The 23,401-nt window shown below is 47.2% G+C and carries 24 protein-coding genes; 12 read left to right on the top strand and 12 right to left on the bottom strand.

Going from position 1 to position 23,401, the window contains the following annotated elements; genetic code table 11:
- Nucleotides 1-84: 84 nt before the first annotated feature.
- The 5 genes from DESLBE_RS05670 to DESLBE_RS05650 form a co-directional block, all read right to left on the bottom strand.
- Nucleotides 85-1,569, bottom strand: a complete 1,485-nt coding sequence (locus DESLBE_RS05670; protein ID WP_144675603.1) for a HAMP domain-containing sensor histidine kinase — start codon at nucleotides 1,567-1,569, stop codon at nucleotides 85-87.
- Nucleotides 1,559-2,239 carry a response regulator transcription factor gene (locus DESLBE_RS05665; protein ID WP_041272297.1) on the bottom strand — a complete coding sequence of 227 codons (681 nt, stop codon included), beginning with the start codon at nucleotides 2,237-2,239 and terminating at the stop codon, nucleotides 1,559-1,561. The genes DESLBE_RS05670 and DESLBE_RS05665 overlap by 11 nt, the downstream gene beginning before the upstream one ends.
- Before the next feature lie 26 nt (nucleotides 2,240-2,265).
- Nucleotides 2,266-2,817: a hypothetical protein gene (locus DESLBE_RS05660; RefSeq protein ID WP_011459532.1), complete on the bottom strand. Its 552-nt coding sequence runs from the start codon at nucleotides 2,815-2,817 to the stop codon at nucleotides 2,266-2,268.
- A 350-nt stretch (nucleotides 2,818-3,167) separates the two neighbouring features.
- Nucleotides 3,168-3,773 carry an HD domain-containing protein gene (locus tag DESLBE_RS05655; protein ID WP_144675602.1) on the bottom strand — a complete coding sequence of 202 codons (606 nt, stop codon included), beginning with the start codon at nucleotides 3,771-3,773 and terminating at the stop codon, nucleotides 3,168-3,170.
- 127 nt (nucleotides 3,774-3,900) lie between these two features.
- Nucleotides 3,901-4,542, bottom strand: a complete 642-nt coding sequence (locus DESLBE_RS05650) for a Vat family streptogramin A O-acetyltransferase (RefSeq protein WP_144675599.1) — start codon at nucleotides 4,540-4,542, stop codon at nucleotides 3,901-3,903.
- 283 nt (nucleotides 4,543-4,825) lie between these two features.
- Here DESLBE_RS05650 and DESLBE_RS05645 point away from each other — a divergent pair, with 283 nt between their 5' ends.
- From DESLBE_RS05645 to tsaA, 6 genes are all read left to right on the top strand, one after another.
- The gene (locus DESLBE_RS05645) at nucleotides 4,826-5,488 is read left to right on the top strand and encodes a rubredoxin (protein ID WP_144675597.1); all 663 of its coding nucleotides are present in this window, start codon (nucleotides 4,826-4,828) and stop codon (nucleotides 5,486-5,488) included.
- Nucleotides 5,489-5,495: 7 nt separating this feature from the next.
- Nucleotides 5,496-6,674: a rubrerythrin gene (rbr, locus tag DESLBE_RS26915; RefSeq protein ID WP_172625379.1), complete on the top strand. Its 1,179-nt coding sequence runs from the start codon at nucleotides 5,496-5,498 to the stop codon at nucleotides 6,672-6,674.
- 236 nt (nucleotides 6,675-6,910) lie between these two features.
- Nucleotides 6,911-7,069 carry a hypothetical protein gene (locus DESLBE_RS26910; RefSeq protein WP_243131238.1) on the top strand — a complete coding sequence of 53 codons (159 nt, stop codon included), beginning with the start codon at nucleotides 6,911-6,913 and terminating at the stop codon, nucleotides 7,067-7,069.
- Nucleotides 7,070-7,072: 3 nt separating this feature from the next.
- The gene (locus DESLBE_RS26905) at nucleotides 7,073-7,318 is read left to right on the top strand and encodes a MerR family transcriptional regulator (protein WP_282433896.1); all 246 of its coding nucleotides are present in this window, start codon (nucleotides 7,073-7,075) and stop codon (nucleotides 7,316-7,318) included.
- A gap of 54 nt (nucleotides 7,319-7,372) precedes the next feature.
- Nucleotides 7,373-7,750: a TipAS antibiotic-recognition domain-containing protein gene (locus tag DESLBE_RS26900; protein WP_243131388.1), complete on the top strand. Its 378-nt coding sequence runs from the start codon at nucleotides 7,373-7,375 to the stop codon at nucleotides 7,748-7,750.
- Between the two features lie 87 nt (nucleotides 7,751-7,837).
- Nucleotides 7,838-8,539, top strand: a complete 702-nt coding sequence (gene tsaA, locus DESLBE_RS05630) for a tRNA (N6-threonylcarbamoyladenosine(37)-N6)-methyltransferase TrmO (protein WP_144675595.1) — start codon at nucleotides 7,838-7,840, stop codon at nucleotides 8,537-8,539.
- A gap of 15 nt (nucleotides 8,540-8,554) precedes the next feature.
- Here the strand turns inward: tsaA and DESLBE_RS05625 are convergent, their stop codons facing one another.
- Both DESLBE_RS05625 and DESLBE_RS05620 read right to left on the bottom strand, forming a co-directional pair.
- Nucleotides 8,555-10,873, bottom strand: a complete 2,319-nt coding sequence (locus tag DESLBE_RS05625; RefSeq protein ID WP_144675592.1) for an FtsX-like permease family protein — start codon at nucleotides 10,871-10,873, stop codon at nucleotides 8,555-8,557.
- The gene (locus tag DESLBE_RS05620) at nucleotides 10,867-11,526 is read right to left on the bottom strand and encodes an ABC transporter ATP-binding protein (protein ID WP_144678616.1); all 660 of its coding nucleotides are present in this window, start codon (nucleotides 11,524-11,526) and stop codon (nucleotides 10,867-10,869) included. Before DESLBE_RS05620 ends, DESLBE_RS05625 begins: the two co-directional genes overlap by 7 nt.
- Before the next feature lie 183 nt (nucleotides 11,527-11,709).
- On the opposite strand from DESLBE_RS05620, the gene DESLBE_RS05615 reads away from it, so the two are divergent.
- Both DESLBE_RS05615 and DESLBE_RS05610 read left to right on the top strand, forming a co-directional pair.
- Nucleotides 11,710-12,309, top strand: coding sequence for a TetR/AcrR family transcriptional regulator (locus DESLBE_RS05615; protein ID WP_144675590.1), 600 nt, complete (start codon nucleotides 11,710-11,712; stop codon nucleotides 12,307-12,309).
- 361 nt (nucleotides 12,310-12,670) lie between these two features.
- Nucleotides 12,671-13,669, top strand: coding sequence for a chlorophenol reductase (locus tag DESLBE_RS05610; RefSeq protein ID WP_144675588.1), 999 nt, complete (start codon nucleotides 12,671-12,673; stop codon nucleotides 13,667-13,669).
- Nucleotides 13,670-13,854: 185 nt separating this feature from the next.
- On the opposite strand, the gene DESLBE_RS05605 is transcribed toward DESLBE_RS05610, so the two are convergent.
- The gene (locus DESLBE_RS05605) at nucleotides 13,855-14,175 is read right to left on the bottom strand and encodes an SCP2 sterol-binding domain-containing protein (RefSeq protein ID WP_144675586.1); all 321 of its coding nucleotides are present in this window, start codon (nucleotides 14,173-14,175) and stop codon (nucleotides 13,855-13,857) included.
- Between the two features lie 200 nt (nucleotides 14,176-14,375).
- On the opposite strand from DESLBE_RS05605, the gene DESLBE_RS05600 reads away from it, so the two are divergent.
- From DESLBE_RS05600 to DESLBE_RS05590, 3 genes are read left to right on the top strand one after another with little or no spacing between them, the layout of a single operon-like run.
- Nucleotides 14,376-14,918, top strand: coding sequence for a MarR family transcriptional regulator (locus DESLBE_RS05600; protein ID WP_144675584.1), 543 nt, complete (start codon nucleotides 14,376-14,378; stop codon nucleotides 14,916-14,918).
- Between the two features lie 31 nt (nucleotides 14,919-14,949).
- Complete coding sequence (locus DESLBE_RS05595; RefSeq protein ID WP_144675582.1) at nucleotides 14,950-16,698, top strand: ABC transporter ATP-binding protein; 1,749 nt, start codon at nucleotides 14,950-14,952, stop codon at nucleotides 16,696-16,698.
- Nucleotides 16,695-18,650: an ABC transporter ATP-binding protein gene (locus tag DESLBE_RS05590; RefSeq protein WP_144675580.1), complete on the top strand. Its 1,956-nt coding sequence runs from the start codon at nucleotides 16,695-16,697 to the stop codon at nucleotides 18,648-18,650. Before DESLBE_RS05595 ends, DESLBE_RS05590 begins: the two co-directional genes overlap by 4 nt.
- Nucleotides 18,651-18,653: 3 nt before the next feature.
- On the opposite strand, the gene DESLBE_RS05585 is transcribed toward DESLBE_RS05590, so the two are convergent.
- The 4 genes from DESLBE_RS05585 to sigX form a co-directional block, all read right to left on the bottom strand.
- On the bottom strand, nucleotides 18,654-19,508 hold the full coding sequence (locus DESLBE_RS05585) for an ABC transporter permease subunit (RefSeq protein ID WP_144675578.1): 855 nt from the start codon (nucleotides 19,506-19,508) through the stop codon (nucleotides 18,654-18,656).
- Nucleotides 19,492-20,439, bottom strand: a complete 948-nt coding sequence (locus DESLBE_RS05580; RefSeq protein ID WP_144675576.1) for an ABC transporter ATP-binding protein — start codon at nucleotides 20,437-20,439, stop codon at nucleotides 19,492-19,494. The genes DESLBE_RS05585 and DESLBE_RS05580 overlap by 17 nt, the downstream gene beginning before the upstream one ends.
- A gap of 69 nt (nucleotides 20,440-20,508) precedes the next feature.
- Nucleotides 20,509-21,747, bottom strand: a complete 1,239-nt coding sequence (locus tag DESLBE_RS05575) for a zf-HC2 domain-containing protein (RefSeq protein WP_144675574.1) — start codon at nucleotides 21,745-21,747, stop codon at nucleotides 20,509-20,511.
- Nucleotides 21,747-22,304: an RNA polymerase sigma factor SigX gene (sigX, locus tag DESLBE_RS05570; protein ID WP_144675572.1), complete on the bottom strand. Its 558-nt coding sequence runs from the start codon at nucleotides 22,302-22,304 to the stop codon at nucleotides 21,747-21,749. Before sigX ends, DESLBE_RS05575 begins: the two co-directional genes overlap by 1 nt.
- A 159-nt stretch (nucleotides 22,305-22,463) precedes the next feature.
- Between sigX and DESLBE_RS05565 the strand changes: the two genes are divergently transcribed.
- Complete coding sequence (locus tag DESLBE_RS05565; RefSeq protein ID WP_144675570.1) at nucleotides 22,464-23,327, top strand: AraC family transcriptional regulator; 864 nt, start codon at nucleotides 22,464-22,466, stop codon at nucleotides 23,325-23,327.
- Nucleotides 23,328-23,401 lie beyond the last annotated feature (74 nt).

Here is a 23,401-nt window from a genome sequence, read left to right as displayed (position 1 = left end):
GTTATCACAGTGGTGAGCGGTTTCTTTTGCTTAAAGAAGCGGCCTATATTTCACGATAAAAAGTGGAATAAGGCCGCTTCATATTTACCCTTTGTGAACTTCCCCTTCCGGGACCATGGGCAGAACGATGGAGATCCGGGTGCCGACTTCCAGCCGGCTGAGAACCTCCAGGTGCCCGCCGTGCCGCTCCGTAATCCACTTGGCAATGGCCAGGCCCAGCCCTGAGCCGCCGGTGGCCCGGGTGCGGGACTCATCGGTGCGGAAGAACCGATCGAAAATCAAAGGAACCGCTTCCGGTTCAATGCCGATTCCTTCGTCCTGAACCGTGAGGCGGGCCAAGTTATCCTTGCTGGAAACAGAGAGGGTGATCTGCTTTCCGGCAGGGGTATATTTCATAGCATTGTCCATGAGGATCCGGGTGGCTTGCTTAATCAGGCCCTTATCCCCCTTGATGTAAACGGGAGTAAGTATAGAGGAGTATTCGTGACCCCCATCGATCATTTGGGTTTCCCGCAGAATCTCCTGGGCGAGGGAGGATAATTCAAAGGACTCGATTTGCAGAGCCATAGTGTTGTTGTCTCCCCGGGCGAGAAACAGGAGCTGTTCTACCAGGGTTTTCATATGGGCAGTCTCATTTTTGATGGCATCGATGGATTCCTGGAGTGTTTTTTCATCCTTTTTACCCCAGCGGTCCAACAGGTTGGCATAGCCTTGAATCACGGAGATTGGGGTCCTGAGTTCATGGGAGGCATCGGAGACAAAACGCGCCTGGGAGCGGTAGGATTCGTTGATGCGGTCCAGCATACCATTGATAGCCGCGGCCAGGCTTTGCAGCTCGCTCTGGGTTTCGTCCACGGAAATGCGTGTATCCAAATGTGTGGCATTGATATCATCCAATTTGCCTGCCAAATCCTTGAGCTGTTCCGGTGAAAAAACCCCTTCATGGCTTAAGCTCCGGGCTGTTTCAGCCAATTGCTCGATAGGCTGAAGAGTGTGGCGGATGACCCTGGCACTGGAAGAAATGCTTCTGAGCAAGCTGAGCCCTTCGATCAAGAGCATAATCCCGAACATAGCCGCTAAAATCCTGATCGTCTGCACAGGGCGGTAGGAGAGAAGATAAAAACTGTCGTCCATGGGCAGGGCCACATTATAGCTTACCTGCTGAATGCGTCCCCACATCCCCAGACCTTCTCCCCGGGGAGGCAGGTCAATACTCCTGATCTGCTGGGCGGTCAGAGAAGGAAGGTAAGCCTGTATGCCTGAAGGAATGTGAAAACCCTCCGGTTCTGCGGCACTAGGCTCAATACGGATTGGGGTAAGGTCAAGCCAGTCGTCTACCTCCAGAGGCAGCGGCGGTCCTGCCTGAGTCAGCTTTTCAGCAACTGTTCCTATAGTCTGTTCAGCATGGATAAACAGCCCGAATGCGGATACAAGAATAAGACAGATGTTCAGATTTATAAATATCCAAAACAACCGAAAGAAGAGCTTGATATTCAGTTTCCAGACGATGGAAAACCGCATTTTGTTACGAATGCGGCCAGGAGGACGGGTTGGGGATTTATTGGTCATCTTTAATCACATATCCTACTCCTCTGACGGTGTGAATAAATTTAAGATTGAACACTTCGTCAATTTTTCCGCGGAGAAAGCGTATGTAGACGTCCACAGCATTGGTGTCTCCCGCAAAATCAAAGCCCCAGACATTTTCCAGAAGGGATTCCCGGGAGAGGACGATTCCTTTGTTTTTCAGGAGAAAGTGCAAGAGATCGAATTCCCGTTTGGTTAAATCAACGGGCTTGCCCCTCATGGTCACGGTACGGCGGTCGGCATCGAGCTCCAGACCGGAAGCAGAGAGGACCTCTGTAGAGGATAGGGGGGCCGTGTTTCTCAGGGCGTTGCGGATACGGGCCAGCAGTTCCTCGATGGCAAAAGGTTTGGTGATATAATCATTGGCCCCGCTGTCCAGACCGGAAACCTTGTCCATGACACTGTCCCGGGCTGTGAGCATGATGATGGGGACGGCAGAGGTCCGGCGGATTCTCCGCAGAACCTCTGTACCGTTTAATTTAGGCAGCATAACATCAAGCAGGATTAAGTCAAACCGGCCGGTTTCCGCCAGCTCAAGTCCCGTCCGGCCATCAAAGGCCTTGGTTACATTATATCCTTCATAACCAAGCTCAAGCTCCACAAAGCGGGCAATTTTTTCTTCATCCTCAATAATCAGGATTGATTGGTTCAAGGGAAGTCCCACCCTTTGCAAAAATATTATTTATCCATGGACTTTTTGAGGTTTTCAGCGGCGTCGGCGGCGCTGTCCATGGCATCATTGATTGTGGTGCCTTTAATATCGGTTCCCACAAAACGATAACGGAAGCCGAAGAACAATCCGATCACCATCAGGGGAATGGTCACCCAAAAGGCGAAGATCAGAAGCAGGACCAGAGCCGTGATGGGAACTGAGCCCTTCACTTCCTTACCGTGGAGCACTTCAAAGGAATTCGCGTTGCCCTTGCGCAGAAGTTTTACGAAAAGGTTCCAGGCGTCCTTGCAGAAAGAAAGGAAAGGATTCTCCTTGTCGCTGCCATGATTCTGGTGTTTCCAATCCTTGGCCTGATAGGAGACCACATGGGCATCGACGGTTTTTTCACTGTTGTAATAACCACCGCCGGCAGGGGCGTGGATTTTGCCTTGCTTTTCCAGATAGATGATGGCGTCCAGCAGATCACCGTTAGCGGCATCCAGAGCAGCTTTAGCCTCTTCAAAAGTTATATTGCCCATTGAGCATAGTTTTTCTACTTTTTCTAAAAGTGTCATCATGGGTTCCTCCTTGTTTTTTGGTATTTCAACTGGCTATGTTTGAATTCTAACCCAAAAAACTTTAAGGATCGTTTGCTGAAAATTAAAATGGGATTAAAAAACGGTGAAAGTAAAATAAAGTATATTTCAGGCTTTTCAAGGGTTTAATTGCTTGTAAAAAGTCTAATTTTCTGTGCGTAATATACGCGTAATAAACCCATAATATACAAATTTCAGATTAAGTCAATGGCTCGCGGTATCGTTCTGAACGCCAGGGAATATTTAGTGCCCCCGAGCGTTGTTCGGAGGATAAAACAAGGTAGAAAAACAAAAATGATAGGGCAGGATTTGTGTGATGAGATAATTGGGATTTACAGCAAACTATCATAAGAGTTTTCTACAACATTTGGTAATAGCGTGTATATATTGCAATCACACAATCTATCAAAATAATTTTTTAACTCTAAAAATGCCTTCCATTTATCAATAGTGAAACCTGTTAAACCATGTCTTAATGCCACATCAATTAGTCTTTTCTCCATTATACAGGCACCATTTGGCAATGATATTGCGTCACACAGTTGTATTAATCGGTCATAATCATCATATATTGCATTCTTTATAAAGCACGACAAGAAAGCCTTCTGCTCTTCTGTGCAATCAAATTTTCCAAAAAACGTAGTTACATCTTGTATCGGATATGAATGAGTTAAACATATTCTGGCAATCTCCTTTTGGTTTAAACTCATCATATAATTATACCCGTCAATCGTGTGCATAATTGATTTTATGCCTTCTCTGCGGCCAATATCATGCAATAATCCCATAACATAAGCTTGATTGCTATCTAATATATCAATGTTATCTGCAATGAATTTAGCATTCAAACCAACAGACATGCTATGTTTTATCCAGGGTCCTGGATTGAGTTGTGCAGCTATTGACAGCTCTCTTTCTGCTTCTTTCGGACTTAACATAATATCCCCTTCAGTAAATTAAGTTTACATATATTACAGGGCACAGTTTATTGAGTTGATATATTTTCTTTGTCTATTATTTTTCCTCCAATGTGCCAAAAAGGAGCTTACGCCAGCGGAGCAGAAATCACAAATCTTTTACCGTCTTGATTCTTTCCAGATCAGAGCTGCAAAGAACATCAAGATTGCGGAATAGTTTCTCAGCCGGCCAATCCCACCACTTCAAGTCCAGCAGATAGTCTATCAGATCGTCGCTGAACCGTTTTTTGATGAGCTTGCCCGGATTCCCGCCGGCGATATGGTAAGGGGGAACATCTTTTACCACGACGCTGTTGGCTGCGATAACCGCGCCGTCGCCGATATGTACGCCGGGCATGACCGTAACATTCTGTCCAATCCAGACATCATTGCCGACTACCGTGTCCCCCTTAAAGGGCAAGTCCGCTAAAGAAGGCATTGCGATCTCCCAGCCGTTTCCCATGATGTTAAAAGGATAGGTAGTGACGGAAGACATCCGGTGGTTTGCCCCGTTCATGACAAATTCTATTCCTTTGGCAATAGCACAGAATTTGCCGATGATCAGCTTATCTCCCAAAAACTCATAGTGATGTGTCACATGGTCTTCGAACTTTTCCGGCCCCTGATCATCATCATAATAGGTATAATCCCCCACCATGATATTGGGACGGGTAATGACATTTTTGATATAGCAAAGGCTTTTAATAGCTTCGTTGGGATGGATGGCATTGGGATCAGGGCCATAACGCATGCTTGTCACCTCGCATAAGAAAAGTAATATCGGATTCTCAAAAATCAGTGTACCATTTCTGCACAAAAAATGGAACTGCAACACCGACACCATCAGGACATCATCAGAACATCAACAGCTCAGAATGAAAGGATACAAAAGTATTGTCCTTTGTTGAGATAAACTTAAAGGATTTCATTTAATAAATATAAACGATATTAATTTAAAAAAATAAATAAATTACTGGAAATATCGCTTTGTCTAGTTTATAATTATTATAAAGTAGCTGAAGGGGGTATGGAATTTGAGAAAGCTTGCATGTTCTATATGCGGGTATATCTATGATGAAGCCGCCGGGGACCCTGAGAGAGGGATTGCTCCAGGCACCCTGTGGGCGGATGTACCTGAGGGATGGGAATGTCCCCTATGTGGTGCAACAAAATCCGACTTCCAGGAGCAAAGCGGTGCTCCAACCGTTGTCCAGGAGTTAAGTGACGAGCATGATGGAGAGGATATGCGGGAGTTATCCTTCGGTGAACTGAGTGCTTTATGCTCAAACCTGGCCAAAGGGTGTGAAAAGCAATATCGGAATGAAGAAGCCGATCTGTTTAACCAATTGGCAGAGTACTACAACAGCAGGAACAGCCTGGCAGAAGAAGGCAGCTTAAAGGATCTCATGGCACTTATTGAAGAGGATTTGAATTCCGCTTATCCCCATGTCAATGGTGTTGCGGCCCGGGCAGCCGACCGGGGGGCTCTCAGGGCTCTTGTCTGGGGAGAAAAAGTAACCAGAATCCTCAACTCTCTTCTCAATCGCTATGACAAACAAGGAGAGGCCTTATTGGCAAACACCCATGTCTATGTTTGTGAAATTTGTGGTTTCGTCTACATAGGTGAGGAAGCGCCTGAGATCTGTCCGGTGTGCAAAGTTCCCAGGAAGAAGATTACTGAGGTGAAAAGGGGGTAAGCGAACTATGCCTGCAGTTAGAAATATCAATCTCTGTACCAAGGATTGCCTGTGTCTTTATGTTTGCCCGACAGGAGCAACCGATACAGAAACAGGTCAGATTGATCCAGCCAAATGTCTGGACGGATGCCGGGCCTGCGTCGACGCCTGCCCATCCCACGCCATATCCTTTGTACCTGATGTGTATCCTCCTCAACAAGAAAAATCCGCTTCGGTAAAAAGAGCCATGTTATCTTTATCGGCAAGTAAAACCAAACAGGAAAAGATCGCGGCCCAAGTGGCGGAGCGATCAGGCAGCCCGATTTTGCGGCAGTTTGCCGAAGCCTTAAGCGCCTCCAACCGGCTCATGGCCGAAGATATTCTGCGTGAAGCCGGGTATCTGCTGCCCCAGAGCGTCAACATTCAGGATTTTCTTCAATCCTTGCTGGACAGCCCCCAAGGAGAGGATTTTCCCAGGGAAGCGGCGGCAAGATTATTAGCGAAACTGAAAACCAATCAGGAAAAAGGGCAGGAGGAGAAAAAAATGACTCACTATCGTTGTTCAATTTGTGGTTACCTTCATGAAGGAGAATTAACCGCGGACTTTAAATGTCCAATCTGTAAACAACCCGCTTCCGTATTTCAACTGGTAGAAGAGAAGGGGAGTGCAGGCAATCCTTACGCCGGCACCAAAACAGAGAAAAATCTTCTGGACGCCTTTGCCGGAGAAAGCCAGGCCAGAAATAAATATACTTATTTCGCCGCCATAGCCCAAAGAGAGGGATACGATCAAATTGCCGAACTCTTTTTGCATACGGCAAGGAATGAGCAGGAACATGCCCGCATCTGGTATGAAGAGCTGGGCAATCTGGGCAGGACCGCCGAAAACCTTTTGCATGCGGCTGAAGGGGAAAACTATGAATGGACGGATATGTACGACCGCTTTGCCAAGGATGCTGAAGCGGAAGGGTTCAAGGATTTAGCGGCAAGATTCCGCAAAGTGGGTGCTATCGAGAAAGCCCATGAAGAAAGATACCGTGCCTTGCTGAAAAACGTGGAGATGCAGCAGGTCTTTGCCAAAGGGGAAGAAGCCATGTGGGAATGCCGTATCTGCGGGCATCTTGTCATGGGCAGGAAAGCCCCCGATGTTTGCCCGGTATGTAAGTATTCCCAGAGTTATTTTGAAGTAAGAAAAGAAAACTATTAAACGATTCATGCTTATAGACTAAAAGATGGGAGCTGTCGCTGAAGGCAGCTCCTTATTTGATCACCTTTGCTCAGCCGTTGCCATGCTTGTTTTATAACTGTCAGCAACTGTCGGCACGAAAGCTGTGCTATAGTTGTCATACCCCGGCTTATGCAATATATGGAAGTTTAAGGAAGGAACTTGTACCTTACCTTACGTCAGGTTATATAATGGGAGGCGACGAAAGGGGAGAAGCTATGATGAAAGCGACAGCCTGCAGTGGTTGTGGTAAAAAATATTGTGTATGCTGCCAAAGATATTGTATCTCTGCTAAAATGAAAAGGGAGGAGCGCCTGATGGAAGAATTCCTCATTAAGATAGGTGATTTAGCCAATTTATGCGGAGTTACGGTATGAACCCTGCACTATTACCACCAGATAGGGTTGCTGATTCCCAGTCAGATGACGGCCTCCGGTCATCGTCTTTACAACGAAAACGATGTGAAAAGACTTTACCAGATCATCACCTTGAAAAATTTCGGCTTCAGCTTAGAAGAAATAGGGAAGATGACATCCTCAATAGATCCGGATCCCTTAGTTTTAATTAATCTTCAGGTGGAAAAAGCTGCCGAAGCGCTTGAGTTGCAGCAAGCCCTGTACAATTGATTGGTTGAGGTTCAAAAAAAGCTGAAGGCTGAAAGTTCCCCATCCTTGGCAGATATGGTAGCTCTGATTGAAATGGCTCAGCATCATTCCCAAAACTATTTGACAGAGGAACAAATAGCTCAGCTGAAAAGCCTGTACTCCTCCTTTTCCATCGAACAAGAAATAAACCTGAAAAAGGAGTGGCAAAATTTTATTGCCAGATTAGCGGCATGCAAGAAGGAAAATAAGCCTGTTGATGGTGATGATATCCAGGAGCTGGCTGCCTATTGGCAGGATTTTTTAAAGACATTTTCTGATATCGATCAAGACATTGTTGATGCTGCCCATAAATTCCACGCAGAGAATAATGATCCTCATTTGAATTATGGTCTTACTCATGAATTATATGGATACTTGAGTAAGGCTATTGAAGCGATGAATGATGAATGTTAAATGCTGAATGCTCTGATTAAATTCTATAAAAAATTGACCCCCATGGCAGGGACAGTTACTTGAAAAAGACTGGAGGGCAAACGAATCATGTCCAAAGAACTAAACATCATCGCCCGCATTCGCACGGATTTTCCGACCAAGTTTGGAATTCCCCGGCAAAGCGGCCTGATTGATGACCTGAAAGCAGCGGTCGTCTTCGAGCCGGAATACCGCAATGCCGACGCTCTGCGGGGTTTGGAAGGGTTTTCCCATATCTGGCTCATCTGGGAGTTTTCCGCCGCCCTGCGTGACACCTGGTCGCCCACGGTGCGCCCGCCGCGGCTGGGGGGGAACAAACGCATGGGTGTCTTTGCCACCCGCTCCCCCTTCCGGCCTAACCCCCTGGGACTCTCTTCCGTCCGCCTGGACAGTATTGAAGTCGATCCGGAGCTGGGGCCGATTCTCCATGTATCAGGAGCCGATCTCCTGGATCAGACGCCCATCTTCGATATTAAGCCCTACCTTCCTTATACGGACTGTCACCCGGAGGCGACAGGGGGATTCATCGAGCCTCTCGCCGACCATGAATTGGTGGTGGATTTCCCTGAACAATGGCTGAACAGCATTCCGCCCCAGCGGCGCCAAGCCCTGGTAAGGGTACTGGCCCATGATCCCAGGCCCTCCTATCAAAAGGATCCCCAACGGATTTACGGCCTCGAATTCGCCGGATTCGAGATAAAGTTTACGGTGCTGGATAAGGTGCTGACCGTGTGTGAGGTGAAACAAACCGGAACTCATCCTGTTCCTTAAAAATCACGCCAAGCTTCACTCCACGCTTTTTAGTGATGCCACCATATCGACATTTTTGAATTTTCTCCCCATCATAAAATTTACAAGCATGGTAAAGCCCAGCATGAAAGCAAACCCTACAGCAATGCTGGAAAGATCAATCATGGGCAGAATTTCCAAGTCCGGCGTTGTGGCCTGGTCAACAATGACGCCCAGCAGCAAAGAGCCCAGGATGTAGCCGAAAGGCAGACCGAATACGGTAATCCAGATCGTTTCGCGCAATACCAGCCTTTTCATCTCATTTTCATAAAACCCCAGGACTTTCAGGGTCGCAAGCTCGCGGATTCGCTCATAGTAGTTCATCCGGCCCAGGACCATCATAACGGCAAAGGCCAGCAAGCCCGCAAATAAAATCAAGATCATTTGAAAGCTTTGCAGGCTTTCCAAAACAATCAGCATATTGTTGCGCATTTCTTCCTTTGTTTCCACCAGGGAAATTCGCGGATCCCCGTTCAGCTTGCTTAAATCAAGATCCTGGCCCTGCATGAGAAGGGTTCTGACCAGGAAGGGGAGAGCGGACACCTTGGCAAAGGCGGTTTTGGATAGATAGATTTCATTACCCACAGGGAAATCTACAATATCAGCAACCTTCAGGGCCATGACCGTTCCATCCAGGCTTTCCGCTCTGAGGATATCCCCTGCGTCCACGGCCAGAGCCTTGGCCATTCTGGGAGTAATCAAGGCTCCCTCCTCCGGTAAAGGAATCTCCTTACCTTTTGTGTCCTTGAAGTTGAGGCTTTTTTGCCCTTCGTCCATCACCACAAGATAAGGGCTTTGTACATCCCCCTTCCCATAGAGATAGACACTGAGAGCCATGGTGGCGTCTACATGCTGCCCGCTCAATGTATTATACATATCGGCAAGCTCTTCAACGGTGGATGGAGTACGGAGTTTGATTTCCACGTCATAGTGAACCGTCTCCTTAAAGGCCTTGTCAAGCATCCCGTTAATGGAATTCATCAGTCCGAAGCCGCACAAAATCAGGGAAGTGGAGCCGATAATGCCGACAAGCCCCATGAGCATCCGGCCTTTGTTGCGGAACAGATTCCTTGTCACGATTTTACCGCTGAAGCTGAGTCTGCGCCAATAAGGCGTGATTCGCTCCAGAAAAATCCGGTGTCCTTGAGCCGGTGGCTTGGGTCTCATCAGAGCAGCCGGTGTCAGCTTCAATGATCTGCGGCAGGAGAGGAGGGCCCCGCCGCAGGTAACCGCCGCCACACAGAGGGCCGACAGGAAGAAGTGGGGCGTAAAGGGGATGACACCGGTAGCTTCGATGGTGTAATAGGTCATGCCAATCCTGTACAAAAATTCCGCAATCAGATAGCGGGCCATCATCCAGCCTAAAATCATGCTGGGCAGAGTGATCAAAACCCCAAAAAGCGCGTACCGCCCTGTAATTTCCTTTTTGGAGTAGCCTAAAGAACGAAGGGTTCCCAAATGCTGGCGTTGGTTCTCCAGCATTCTGGATACTGTAATCCAGGTCACCAGGGCCCCTGTCAGGAAAAAAGCCAAGGAAAACAGCAGACCGATTTGTTTGATCCCGGTCATAGCATCCGCAACCTTCCGGTAGCTTGTCTGATGGTGGCGGCTGAGGATATTGGCTCCGGCCAGCCTTTCCCGTATTTGGGCCGAAACTTCTGCCTGTGCAAGAGTTGAGCCTTCAGCAACAGTGAGGATGATTTCATTGAAAGGAACCTCCGGCAAAGAGGAAGCATTGGTGTAGGCGAAGCCATATTTTTGGTAGTCGGGAACGGTTAAGCCTTCCGGCGCGTAATAAATGTATTCCCCGGCACGGACAATCCCTTGGATTAGCCACTCTGTCTGTTTTTCCCCTTCTCCTGCCGTAATTCTGTCACCGACAGACAGTCCATGAGCCTCAGCAAAGCGGCTGTCCAGCAAAAGGACGTTGGCTTCACTGCCATCCAGTCCGCTGCCTTCCAGAAGCTCCGGCACATTGATGGTGGCTGTTTCATCCAGTGCGTGCAGATGAAGCACCGCCCCTGAGGTTCCGGGGAGAGTGATGTCGGTTACTTTCCGCCGCTGAACCTCTTGAACTTCCCCCAAAGACCGTAGGTCAGCCAAATGGGAAGGAGAAATTTCCCCTTTATAAATCCAGTAGTCAGCAAGATTTGCCTGCTTATAGGCATCGGATACTGCAGTTTCGACCGTAGTCACATACATGTTGATGCCGCTGAACAGGGCAATCCCTAGTGAGCAAATGCACACGATAGCCAGAAAGGACCAGCGATTTTCCTTTGTATCCCGAAGAACTTTCTTCTGCAACATGCTTACCATTGGATTCCCTCCAGCTCAAGGGGCGATTTTTCAAGGTGTTCCTTGATGATCGCCCCGTTCTTCATCTCAATCAGTCGGTCGGCGATGGGTGCGAGCAGGGAATTGTGGGTAATGATGATTACGGTTTTACCCATATTGCGGCTCACATCCGCTAATACTTTCAATACAGTTTTGCCTGTTTCCGTGTCAAGGGCGCCGGTGGGCTCATCGCAAAGAAGCAGGTCCGGGTTTTTGCAGACAGCTCTGGCGATAGCAACCCGCTGCTGCTCCCCGCCGGAAAGCTGGGCCGGGAAATTATGAATCCTATCCTGCAAACCCACAATTCTCAGGGCCTCTTCCGGATCGAGGGGGGATTTGCAGACTTGCCTGGCCAGCTCCACGTTTTCAATAGCAGTAAGATTAGGAATCAGGTTATAAAACTGAAAAACGAAACCAATCTTGTGTCTGCGGTAGTCGGTCAATTCCAGATCGTTCATAGCGGTAATATCCTTGCCGTTAAAGAGGATTCTCCCGGATGTGGCTGTATCTATGCCTCCCAGCAGATTAAGCACCGTGGTCTTGCCTGCGCCGGAGGGGCCGAGTATGATACAAAGCTCACCGCTCTTCACCTGAAAGGACACATCATTTGCTGCACAAATGACGACTTCTCCCATCTGATACTCTTTTCTAACCTTTTCAAAACGAATGTCCGCCACCTCAATACCTCCTTCAAATATATGAACTATAAATACTATTATAGTTCATATATTACTAGCTGTGCCTTGACTCGTCAAGGACCCTATGCTATATTATTTACGTTTAAGGTATATATAGTTCATAATTTGAGGTGATTTGTTTTGGATGGATTTGCAAAGAGGAGAAATGATAAGAAAAAAGCCATCATGCAGACGGCTTTGGAATTATTCGATCACTATGGATTTGATAAAGTCACGATGACGGAAATCGCCGAAAAAGCCCATGTTTCCAAAGTCTCTATTTATAACTTTTTTGAAAGCAAGGATAATCTGCGGCGTATCATCATCATGAATATGCTGGATGAAAGCATTGCCAAAATAAAAGAGCTCATTGAAAAAGAGGGGGATTTCTTCGCTAAAATTGAGCAGTATATCCAGATCCGCACCTGGTATTATGGCCAATACAGTTTGCGGTTCTTTTTTGAAGCCGTTGAGAGTGATCCGGAGCTTCGCAATTATTTTGACCATTACAACACCGCGAATAAAGAGCTGTTTATTAAATTCATAGCAGCCGGTAAGCGCTCCGCAGTTTTCGCGCAGGATGTATCCGATACGGCAATTGGCATTTATCTCGATATGATTCAGTCCTATTTTTTGCATAATAAAGAAATCCGCAACCAGCTTGAGCACAATCCGGAATTGGTACGACAGCTTAATGTGCTTTTCCTTGATGGATTAATTCAGCAGAAAAATAGAAAATAAGTATGAAATTAAGTCTATTTAGATTTTTTATACTTTGATAAAAATATCTATTGACTAACTCTTAAAGCTATGTTAATTTTTACATGTCAGATACTTGTCGGTGCAATACTTGTTTATCTAATACTTGACTAGATAATAATTGTATCTGCAATAATCGAAGGATTTATGAAAGTTAGAACTTAGACTATATTTAATCAGTCAGTCCAAAAGCTACATAATTTTGCCTGGGTTTACCATGATTCTCACAAAGTGATATTGCCAGATAGCAGATAGATAATAAGCGATTATTGAGGGGTTAGATTTGGGGTTCATGAACTCGGGTTTGTGAATCCTGGAATAAAAAAATTTAAGGAGGAGTAACATGAAAAAAACCCTGGGTATTATTCTATCAATTTCGCTCGCTTTTTCCGTACTGGCACTCCCGATTTTTGCTGCAGTTGACACTACAACTTCAGCAACAGTGGAGGCGGCAACACCAGCTGCACCTGCAACACCTGCAAAACCTGCAGCAACGGCCCCGGCAGCAGCCCCTAGTGTTGATACTTCTAAAATCGCAGCAGGAACTTACTACACAGTAGTAAGCGGTGATTTTTTCTGGCAAATTGCGGCGAAGCATGGACTGACAATTGATGCATTAGCAAAATTAAATCCACAGATTAAGAATGTTAACCTGATTTTCCCCGGTCAAAAAATTCTTGTTAAAGCTGAAGAAGTTGCTGCTACTTCTACTTCTACTTCTACTTCTACTGTTGCCGTTGCCCCAGCAGCCAAGAAACTTTACCAAGGAATTGGTATGGTAGCCAACTATCGTGATAACACTGCCAGACAAAAAGATCACGACAATTTAAACATTACTACAGTTGCCGCACTTTTTGATGATGCCGGCAAGATTGTAAAATTACAGTTTGATGTTGTGGAAATCCTGCCTGATATGTTCCCAGGTTGGATGGATCCTGAAGCTGCAGACAAGTCATTCTATAAAGATGCTCAAGCCAATGGCTTTAACTGGGAAACCAAGAAAGAAGAAGGCGATGCTTATGGCATGAAAGCCAGTGCTGTTTCCGGTAAAGAATGGTGGGAGCAAATGAACTTCTATGAAGAATACTTCAAAGGGAAGACTGTCGCTGAAGTTCAGGATTGGTTTGCTAAGTATTGCGATGCCAACGGAAGACCTTACAAAATGGCTTATCCTGAGAAGTTAACTGACGCTGATAAAGCTAAAGTTGCAACCTTCACAGAAGCTGAAAAGAAAATGCTGGTAGACGTTACTACCGGTGCTACTATGTCACTCCAAGATCCACATTCCCGCTTCATAGATGCTTTAGTAAAAGCTTATGAAGTCAGAAAAGAAGTTAAATAACATAGCAGATAATTACAAAGAGTTGCCTTGAATTGGTTGTCCAATTCAAGGCATTTTTTTGCGCTAAATACCCCGCACATTTTCCGCAGTGATACAGAAGACATACGGGGTGCCAATCTCAGCAGCAGCTTGAGCAGAGAACTGTTTTGCTCTTGTAGGGCTGCTTTGCTCAATGTGAAGCTATATTATAGGAATTGCTGCATCTTCATGGCAGCGGACATATTGCCTTTGATCTTGATTTTGCCTGTCATAACCGCAGACATAGCGTTGAGCTTCCCTTGGTAAAAATCAACAAAAGTATCAAATTTAGCTTTGATGGTAACTACGGGATTCTGAGTTTCGCCCTCTGTATAGACAGCTTTGCCGTTTTCAAAAGTAATGATCCATACCCCGTGGTCGCTGGCTGAAAAATCATATTGATAAACACCGTTGATGCTTGAGGTTAGCTCTGCTTTTTCCTCGGTCTTTCTGATGAAGTCATCCATCAGTGCCTTTGGTGAATCCATGGTATTACCCCCCGTTTTTTCCTGTCAAAAGTTAAAAAGCCGCCGATATTGACAGAATATTCTAACATCAACTCTAGCATATCCAGCCCGGAATTTAAATTATTTTTATTAGAAGCCTTAAAATTACTCGCACGTAATATTTAAAGAAGTTGTGAATCTTAACTTAATATTAATTGAAAATGACACAGGAAAAGATTATAATGTTGCATAGCAAACAATTCGTTGTGCAACATTATAATCTTATTGGCATAGAGAGGGATAAAAGCATGAAACCAATTCATAAAGGCAAAAAGGACATAGGCTTTCAGATTCGTTCTCTCAATCATCTGATTAAACGGCATGTGGAAAACTCAGCAAACTTTCAATATGCTAAAAGTATTACCGGAACAAACAGCTGGATTATAGCCTATCTGGCGGAAAACAGGGATAAGGATATCTTTCAGAAAGATATCGAAGAGATGTTTACTGTGAATCGGTCGACGACTTCAAAAGTGCTGAAACTTATGGAGCAGAAAGAGCTTATTGAGCGTCGGAGTGTACCCGATGATGCCCGTCTGAAAAAACTGGTGCTTACACCTAAGGCCCTGGCTCTTCACCAAAGTATCGTTGAGGATATTGACAGCCTGGAAACCATGCTGATTCAAGGTTTTACGGAAGAGGAAATCCAGCAATTCAATGATTATATCGAGAGGATGAAAGAAAACTTAACAGGTAAAAAAGATGGTGAATGTCAGTGTAAGTAGTTATAAGGTAGTTATTGGAGGAGTTTGATCTATGATTAAAAAACTGGCCGGAAGTATCCGGCAGTACAAGAAAACCACTCTCTTGACGCCGTTTTTTGTGGCTTTGGAAGTGACCATGGAAGTGATCATTCCTTTATTGATGGCCCGGCTGATCGACTATGGCATTGACGCGGGCGATATGAACTATGTAGCTAAAATGGGAGGCGCTCTTCTCCTTGCCGCCTTGATCAGCCTGGCTTTCGGACTGTTGGCGGGGAGGACTGCCGCCGTTGCCTCAGCAGGCTTTGCCCAGAATCTGCGTCAAGACATGTTTTATAAAGTCCAGAGCTTTTCATTCTCCAATATTGATAAGTTCTCCACGGCAAGCATTGTGACCCGGTTGACCACTGATGTCACCAATGTGCAGAACTCCTTCCAAATGCTGACCCGTATGGCTATACGCAGTCCGATCATGCTTTGCTTTGCCCTCTTTGTCTCCTTTAGCATCGATCAGAAGCTGTCCCTTATTTTCCTGGGGAGCATCCCCATTCTCGGCGTGGGGCTATGGCTGATTATGAGCAATGTTCATCCCATCTTCGCCAGGGTCTTCCGGACCTATGATAAGCTCAATAATGTCGTTCAGGAAAATCTCCGGGGCATGCGCGTGGTTAAGTCTTTTGTCCGCGAAGATTTTGAAACCCAAAAATTCATGACTATTTCCCAATCCATTTATAAGGACTTTAGCAAAGCGGAACGGCTGCTGGTCTTTAATATGCCGCTGATGCAATTTTGCATGTATGCCTGTATCCTTTTCGTATCCTGGTTTGGCGCCCGGGCCATTGTGGCTTCCGGCGGCGATCCTGTGGCCGGACTTTCCACCGGGGAACTTTTGAGTTTGATTACTTATGCCACTCAGATTCTCATGAGTCTGATGATGCTTTCCATGGTCTTTGTGATGCTGACCATCTCCCGGGCTTCTGCCGCGAGAATCGTGGAACTTCTGGAGGAAGAGAGCAACCTGCAAAACAAGGACCACCCGGTTTGCCAAGTCCCCAATGGCGATATCTCCTTTGAAAATGTCAGCTTCAGCTATAGCAAAGATGCGGATAAACCGGTCCTGGATAGGATCAATCTGGACATTCGATCCGGTGAGACTCTTGGCATTCTGGGGGGAACGGGATCCTCTAAATCCACGTTAGTCCAATTGATTCCCCGTTTGTATGATGTGACTGAGGGCAAGGTCAAGGTGGGCGGTGTTGATGTCAGGGATTATGACCTGGAGACGCTGCGCAACCAAGTAGCCATGGTCCTGCAGAAGAATGTGCTTTTCTCAGGAACGATTAAAGAGAATCTGCGCTGGGGGAATGAGCAGGCTACTGAGGAAGAGATGATTCAGGCCTGCAAGCTGGCCCATGCCCATGATTTCATCGCCGGGTTCCCCGACCAATACGATACCCTGATCGAGCAGGGAGGGGTCAATCTCTCGGGAGGGCAGAAGCAGCGGCTCTGTATCGCCCGGGCTTTGCTGAAGAACCCGCAAATCCTGATTCTCGATGATTCAACAAGTGCCGTGGATATGGAGACGGATGCCCAGATCCGCAAGGCGCTGGCTGAGCACCTGCCGGATACCACCAAGCTAATTATCGCTCAGCGGGTTTCATCGGTCCAGGATGCCGACCGGATCATCGTCATGGACGATGGGAAAATAAAGGCTGTGGGTTCCCATGAGGAATTGCTGCAGACCAGTGAGATTTACAGAGAGGTCTACGAGTCACAAGCAAAAGGAGGGGATGAAGAATGATGGGACTCAGAGGCGGTCCGGGCGGCAAGAGTTCTGCTCATGGCAGGGGACTTCCCGGCGGGAAACCGCCCCATGCCAAGTTCAGCCTCCAGACCGCAAAACGGCTTTTATCCTATTTGCGGGATTACAAGGTGCAAACCTTCTTCGTTATGGTCGCTATTCTGATCAGTGCCCTGGTTGGGGTTCTGTCTTCAGTATTCCTGAAAATCCTGATCGATGATTATATTGCACCTCTTCTTCTGGAGGCTGTTCCCAACTATGCCGGATTGCTGCGGATCATAATGGTGATGGCAGGGATTTACCTGATTGGCGTTCTGGCCACCTTAATGTACAACTGGATTATGGTGTCGATCTCCCAAGGCATCTTAAAGAAAATCCGGGATGAGATGTTTTCCCACATGCAGAAGCTGCCGGTTAAATACTTTGATTCCCATACTCATGGGGATGTGATGAGCCATTACACCAATGATACGGATACCTTAAGACAGATGATCTCTCAGGGTATCCCTCAGACCTTTTCTTCCTTCATTACGATTGTGGCGGTTTTCTTTGCCATGCTTTACCTCAGTGTCTGGCTGACCGTGTTTGTGGTCTTGTGTATTTTCCTAATCCTAAAGGTTATTGGCAGCATCGCCGGCAAGAGCGGCACCTATTTTATGCAGCAGCAGCAAGCCCTGGGAACTCTCAATGGCTATATTGAGGAAATGATTCATGGCCAGCGGGTGGTCAAGGTCTTCAACTATGAGGAAAAAAGCAAAGAGGCCTTTAACCGCAAAAATGAAGAGCTTTGCGCCCATGCCACCGCCGCCAATTCCTATGTCAATATCATCATGCCCATGATGAGCAATTTTGGCTATCTCCTTTATGTAGCGTTGGCCATTGTGGGAGGTCTCCTGGCGATTGGAGGAGTGACCAATCTGACCATCGCCGGGACCAATGCGCTCACCCTGGGAACCATTGCTTCTTTTCTGCAGTTGTCCCGCAGTTTTATCATGCCCATTGCGCAGGTGTCCCAGCAGTTGAATGCCATTATTATGGCTTTGGCAGGGGCGGAACGGATCTTCAAACTCCTTGATGAAAAGCCGGAAAAGGATGAAGGGCAAGTGACCTTGGTCCATGTCAAACAAGAAAGGGGCCCCATAGTTGAAACCAGCTCGCATACCGATGGGTGGGCCTGGAAAATTCCTCAGGAAGATGGCACGGTGGAATATCGGGAGCTTAAAGGAGAAGTCCGTTTCTTCGATGTGGACTTTGGCTACGAGGAGAACAAGATGGTTCTGCACAACATCACTTTGTATGCCGAACCCGGGCAAAAGGTGGCTTTTGTGGGGGCTACGGGAGCGGGCAAGACCACTATTACCAATCTCATCAACCGTTTCTATGATCTGGCCGACGGCAAGATCCGCTATGACGGTATTAATATCAATAAAATCAAAAAGGAGGACTTGCGCCGCTCCTTAGGTATCGTGCTCCAGGATGTCAATCTGTTTACAGGGTCGGTGATGGAAAATATCCGCTATGGCCGCCTGGATGCCACGGATGAGGACTGTATCGCGGCGGCCAAGCTGGCCAATGCCGACGGTTTTATCCGCATGCTCCCCCAAGGTTATCAGACAGTTCTTTCCGGGGACGGCAGCGGTTTATCCCAGGGTCAGCGGCAGCTCATCTCCATTGCCCGTGCTGCGGTAGCAGATCCGCCGGTGATGATTCTCGATGAAGCCACTTCCTCCATCGATACCCGCACCGAGGCCATCGTCCAACGGGGCATGGACTCCTTAATGGAAGGGAGAACGGTCTTTGTCATTGCCCACAGGCTTTCCACCGTCAAGAACTCCGATGTGATCATGGTTCTTGAGGAGGGGAGAGTTATTGAACGGGGCAGCCATGAGAAGCTGATTGCTGAAAAGGGCAAATATTATCAGCTCTATACGGGAGCCTTTGAACTGGAGTAGTGCTCAAACATCCCGCCCCTCGAAATGGCGGATTGCCCAGAACAACAAAGCCACAGTGTAGAAGACCCCATATCCGAGCATCAGATTGCTGGGCTCACTCCCTGCCCCGCCGTTGAACATGGCCATGGCGCTGTTCCCGGAATCCGTCAGCAAAGCATCGGTTTTGCGAAAGAGAGCATTATAGGGAAAGATGAGGCTGGAGACGATGCCTGTGTTGATTAAGGACGGGTTATTGAGCAGGGTTCCGATCTGTTCCACCAGCCCGCCCACAAAGCCTGCCCCATAGAGAATAATGAGAATGATGCCGCTGTTGATCGTGCTCATACGGGTACTCAGCCATAAACCTGCGGCGACGATGAGGAGAGGGGATAGGACAAATATCAGCCCGCCTTGAACAACAGAGGAAGGTTCAAGGCGGGCGGCAATATCCCCGCCGGTCAGCTGATTGATCAGCAGTACACCAACAAATAAGCTAAGAGCATAAACTACGACTACGGTTCCCAAGCCAAGGAACTTTCCTAAAACATAAGAACGGCGGGGGAGGGGACGGGCCAGAATCGTATCGATCTGATGATTTTCGATTTCCCCGGCTACCCCTCCCACTGTGGAGAGTATGGTGAGCAGAGCCAGAATCATGCTGGAAAAATTAAGTCCCATCATAATAATTTGGGAACGGATTGAATTTTGGATAACCGTGTTGGTGCCGTCAAAACCGTGCATAGCTTGAATGAAGCCTTGGGCAGCATAATGATTGACCACCCCAAAGAAGATTAAAAAGGCAAGGGTCATGAGCAGGGTGATGAAAAAGATCCGCCGCGAGAGAATCTCCCTGAAGGTCAGCTTAATGATGGACAGCATGTTCTCTCTCCTTTCGCTCCACCCAATACATAAACACCTCTTCCAAATGGGGCTGCAGGGAAACCACTTCATAGAGCCCAATTCCCATCCCGCTGAGGCGATAGATCAGCTCCGGCACAGCCTCCCCCGAGCTGAGCTGCACCCGCCATTCGGAGATTTCCTGGGTTCGGGATAAAAGCTCGGCATTCTGAACCAGTGAATTCACCGTGTTCAGGATTTCCTGAGTCAACCCTTGAGCCCGCAGTTTAATTTCCGATTTAAAGTCACAGAGGGTCCGCCAGTCTCCTTGGGCGACTACTTTTCCCTGGTTAATAATGGCCACTTGGTCGCAGACATTTTCCACTTCGGCCAGGAGATGGCTGTTGAGAAACACTGTCTTACCTTCCTTGCGCAGGGCAAGGATGAGATCCCGCACGTCCCGGCGGCCGATAGGGTCCAGGGCGGAGGTGGGCTCATCAAGAAAGATCAGTTCAGGATCGGAGATCAAGGCACAAGCCAAGCCGATGCGCTGCTGCATTCCTTTGCTGTAGCGCCGGATTTTTTCCTGCTCACGGCCGGATAACCCCACCCGTTCCACTAAGTTCTGAATCCGCAGTCTCCGTTCCGCGGAAGGTACTCCGGCCAAATCGCCATGGAGTTCCAGCAGTTGAACCCCTGTCAGCCAATCGGGATAACGGAAAAGCTCAGGGAGATAGCCCACTTTGGCCCGAGCCTTAACCTCTTTGAGGGGATGGCCGAGGATTTCCGCCCGTCCTGAAGTCGGATGGATTAAACCCAGCAAGGTTCTGACAAAAGTGCTCTTTCCCGCACCATTGGGTCCGATAAAACCATAGACGACACCGGGAGGGACCTGTAAGCTCACATCCGAGCACCCGGCTTTGCCATCATAGTGTTTGGTTAAATTCCAGGTTTGAATGACGAATTCCGACATAAGCCACCTCATTGCTTGATAAGCCTAAAGAGCAGCCGGTGGGGCTGCCCTTTAGGTATTATGAAGGATTTAAATTTGGCTTGCCATAGCAAGCAGGCTGTTTTTCAGTTCTTTATTGCTTTGGGCTTCCATTCCCTGGGAGGCCAGCATGTGCATTAAACCATCCTTTTGCCAAATCAGCACGGCATGCTCCCCGCCGGCATAGGCAACAAATACTCCAGGGTTCCCCTGGACTTTAACATCTTCAGAATAATCCTGGCCTTCCACATAAGGAATGGGAAGAGTGGACTCCCAATCCTGAATATTGGCTAATTGCTGACGGACATTTTCGGGAAGGAGAGGCGTCATTAAGAGAGCGCCTCTTACCTGATCCACATCAATCCCCTCGGGTACTTTGAGCTGAGGTGAGGCGGATACAGCATAATGCAAACGAGCCTGGGGATTGCTCTCCGAGCTATACTCAATAAAACTGCTTTGACCAAAGGAGATAAAAATGCTCTCCTTATTCAGCTTGGGATCCAAGGCTACGGCAGTGCCTAATTGCTGAGCAAAGGCTTCAAACTGGGCTACGTCGATTTGCATATCGGCAGAAAAGGGCTCCTGTTTCCCGGCTCGAAGCATGGTATAACCTGTTAGTTCAGGAACGGACACACCGGCTTGGCGGGCTGCTTCAAGTGAGGTAAAGACTGCCGGTTCAGGCTGGCCGGCTACAGACATATGGCCCATGCCTTTAAGATCGATCTCCCCGTTGTGCAGGGCGCTCATATTGGCTTTAATCTGTTCAATATCTTCCGGGGTAAGTTTAACCGTTTGCAGTTTGTCGATGCGCAATAAGCCCAGCATATCGCTGGCGGCCACTCTCACCTGGGGTATGAACAGAGCGGAAGCCAGGACCGCGGCCGCTACGCCTCCGGCTATCCAGCGTTTGGGATTGATTTTCATTGTTGACCATCTTCCTTTCGTCCTGAGACTCTTTGTCAGGTTTTGTGCTGGTTCTGTATTGGGGTTAGGTAATTCCAAAGCTCCCAGAGCGTTGTCACCGGGGCGGGGACCGGGTGCCGTGGCCAGCCGGGCTTGGAATTTCTCCCAAGCGGCCTGGGTATCGGGAGATCCCTCGCTGCCGGTGCTTAACGTCAAGCTCTCGGTCAAGGCTGTCTTGATCCATTCATCCAGTTTTTTCATGTTTTGCAGCTCTTCCCGACAGCCGGGGCAGCTCTGCAGATGAAGAGCCATCTCTTTTCTTTCCTCTCTTGACAATTCACCGTCAAGATAGGCCTGAATATAGTCTTGTTCAAGGCCACAGGTCATTAGTATTCCCCCCTTTTCAGGTAACCTTTGCGGAAGCGCTCTTTGGCCCGTACCAAGGATTTTCCTACGGAAGCAAATTCCATAGAGATCGTCTCGCTGATTTCCTTGTAGCTTAACCCTGCAAAGCGCAGCAGGAGCAGGGACCGATCCCGCTCAGGCAGCTCAGTCAGGACTTCTCTGACTCGTTGAATCTCTTCGGCTCTAAGCCATTGTGTTTCTGCTGAGGGTTCGTTGGCTGATGTCTGGCGGGTGAGCCTTTCCCAGAGACTATGCTGTCGTTTGCTGGTACGCAAATGATTGTAGGCGGCATTGATCCCGGATTGGATTAAGTAGGCCTTAAGATTCCCGATGTCTTGCCAGGGTGCATGATATAAGCGCCAAAAGACATCCTGGGCTAAATCCTCAGCGGTATTTCTCTCCTGAAGGATCTTCTCGATGGTCTGAACCACCATAGGGTAGTAGTGTTGAAATACAGCGGCGAAATCAGAAGGATCCGGAGTCTGCTCTGCCATCTGTTCAGCCGTCTGCTCCCTAGTCACTATAGGATCTTCTCTCATTTCTGACCCCCTCTCGACATAACTATAAAACCGCTGGCGGGGTTTTTGTGACAAGAAAAGTACACTTTATAGATAAGGATTCGATATATTTTGGTTAATAAAAGTCGAGCATCGTTATAATAGTTTTGGTATTATGCAGCTGTAGAAAGGAGGGAGATCATGTTACGGGAATTAAATCATGTGATTGACTATATTGAAGAGCACTTAACCGAGGAGCTGTCTCTTGAAATCATTTCTGAATATGCCGGAGTTTCTGACTATCACTTTAGAAAGATCTTTTTCTATCTTTCAGGGTTGACCCTTAGCGAATATATCAAAAACAGAAAATTATCGGAAGCAAATAAGGATTTATTACAGGGAGAAACAGTTACGGAGGTTGCTTTTAAATATGGTTATCAGTCAATGGACGGCTTTACTCGGGCTTTTAAAAAATGGAGTGGTTTCGTACCCTCAGATGTAATAAAAAAAGGCCTAAGTAAATCCTTTCCCAAACTTTCATTTGTAATAAGCGTCAAGGGAGGAACTGCTATGGAATTTAGAATTGAGGACAAACCGGCCTTTAATTTAGTCGGTGTAAGCAAACGTGTTCCCATGCAATTTGAAGGGGTTAATAAGGAAATTGTCAAACTTGCCCAAAGCATCACAGCGGAGCAAAGAGAAGAAATGCATGCTCTGCAAAATATTGAGCCTTATGAAATCATTAATGCTTCTTATGATGCTGACGCAGACTTTTTGAAAGAAGAAGGTGATTTAACTCATCTGATAGGTATTTTAACGACGGAAAATCAAGTAAGTGACCTATTGGAAAAAGTGCCGGTGGAAGCCTGCACTTGGGCTATATTTCCCAACGAAGGACCATTTCCTTCTATGTTACAGGATACAATGGCAAAAATATATTCAGAATGGCTTCCGTCTTCAAATTACGAAGTAATCAAGGCCCCTGCTTTTTCTTTTACCAAAATGAATCAGCATAAAAAAGACTACGCTTACAGTGAAGTTTGGATTCCAGTTCGGAAAAATTGAACGATTTAAAAGAGGATTTCCCATGAGGCAAGCGAAAACATAGGCATAATAGTTAACTTCTCCAGAAATTTAAA

Origin of the sequence: Desulfitobacterium sp. LBE (genome assembly GCF_007830365.1) — a bacterium.
Lineage (GTDB): Bacteria > Bacillota > Desulfitobacteriia > Desulfitobacteriales > Desulfitobacteriaceae > Desulfitobacterium > Desulfitobacterium hafniense.
The sequence above is the reverse complement of the archived record's forward strand: the minus strand, read 5'-3'. Positions and strand labels throughout refer to the sequence as shown.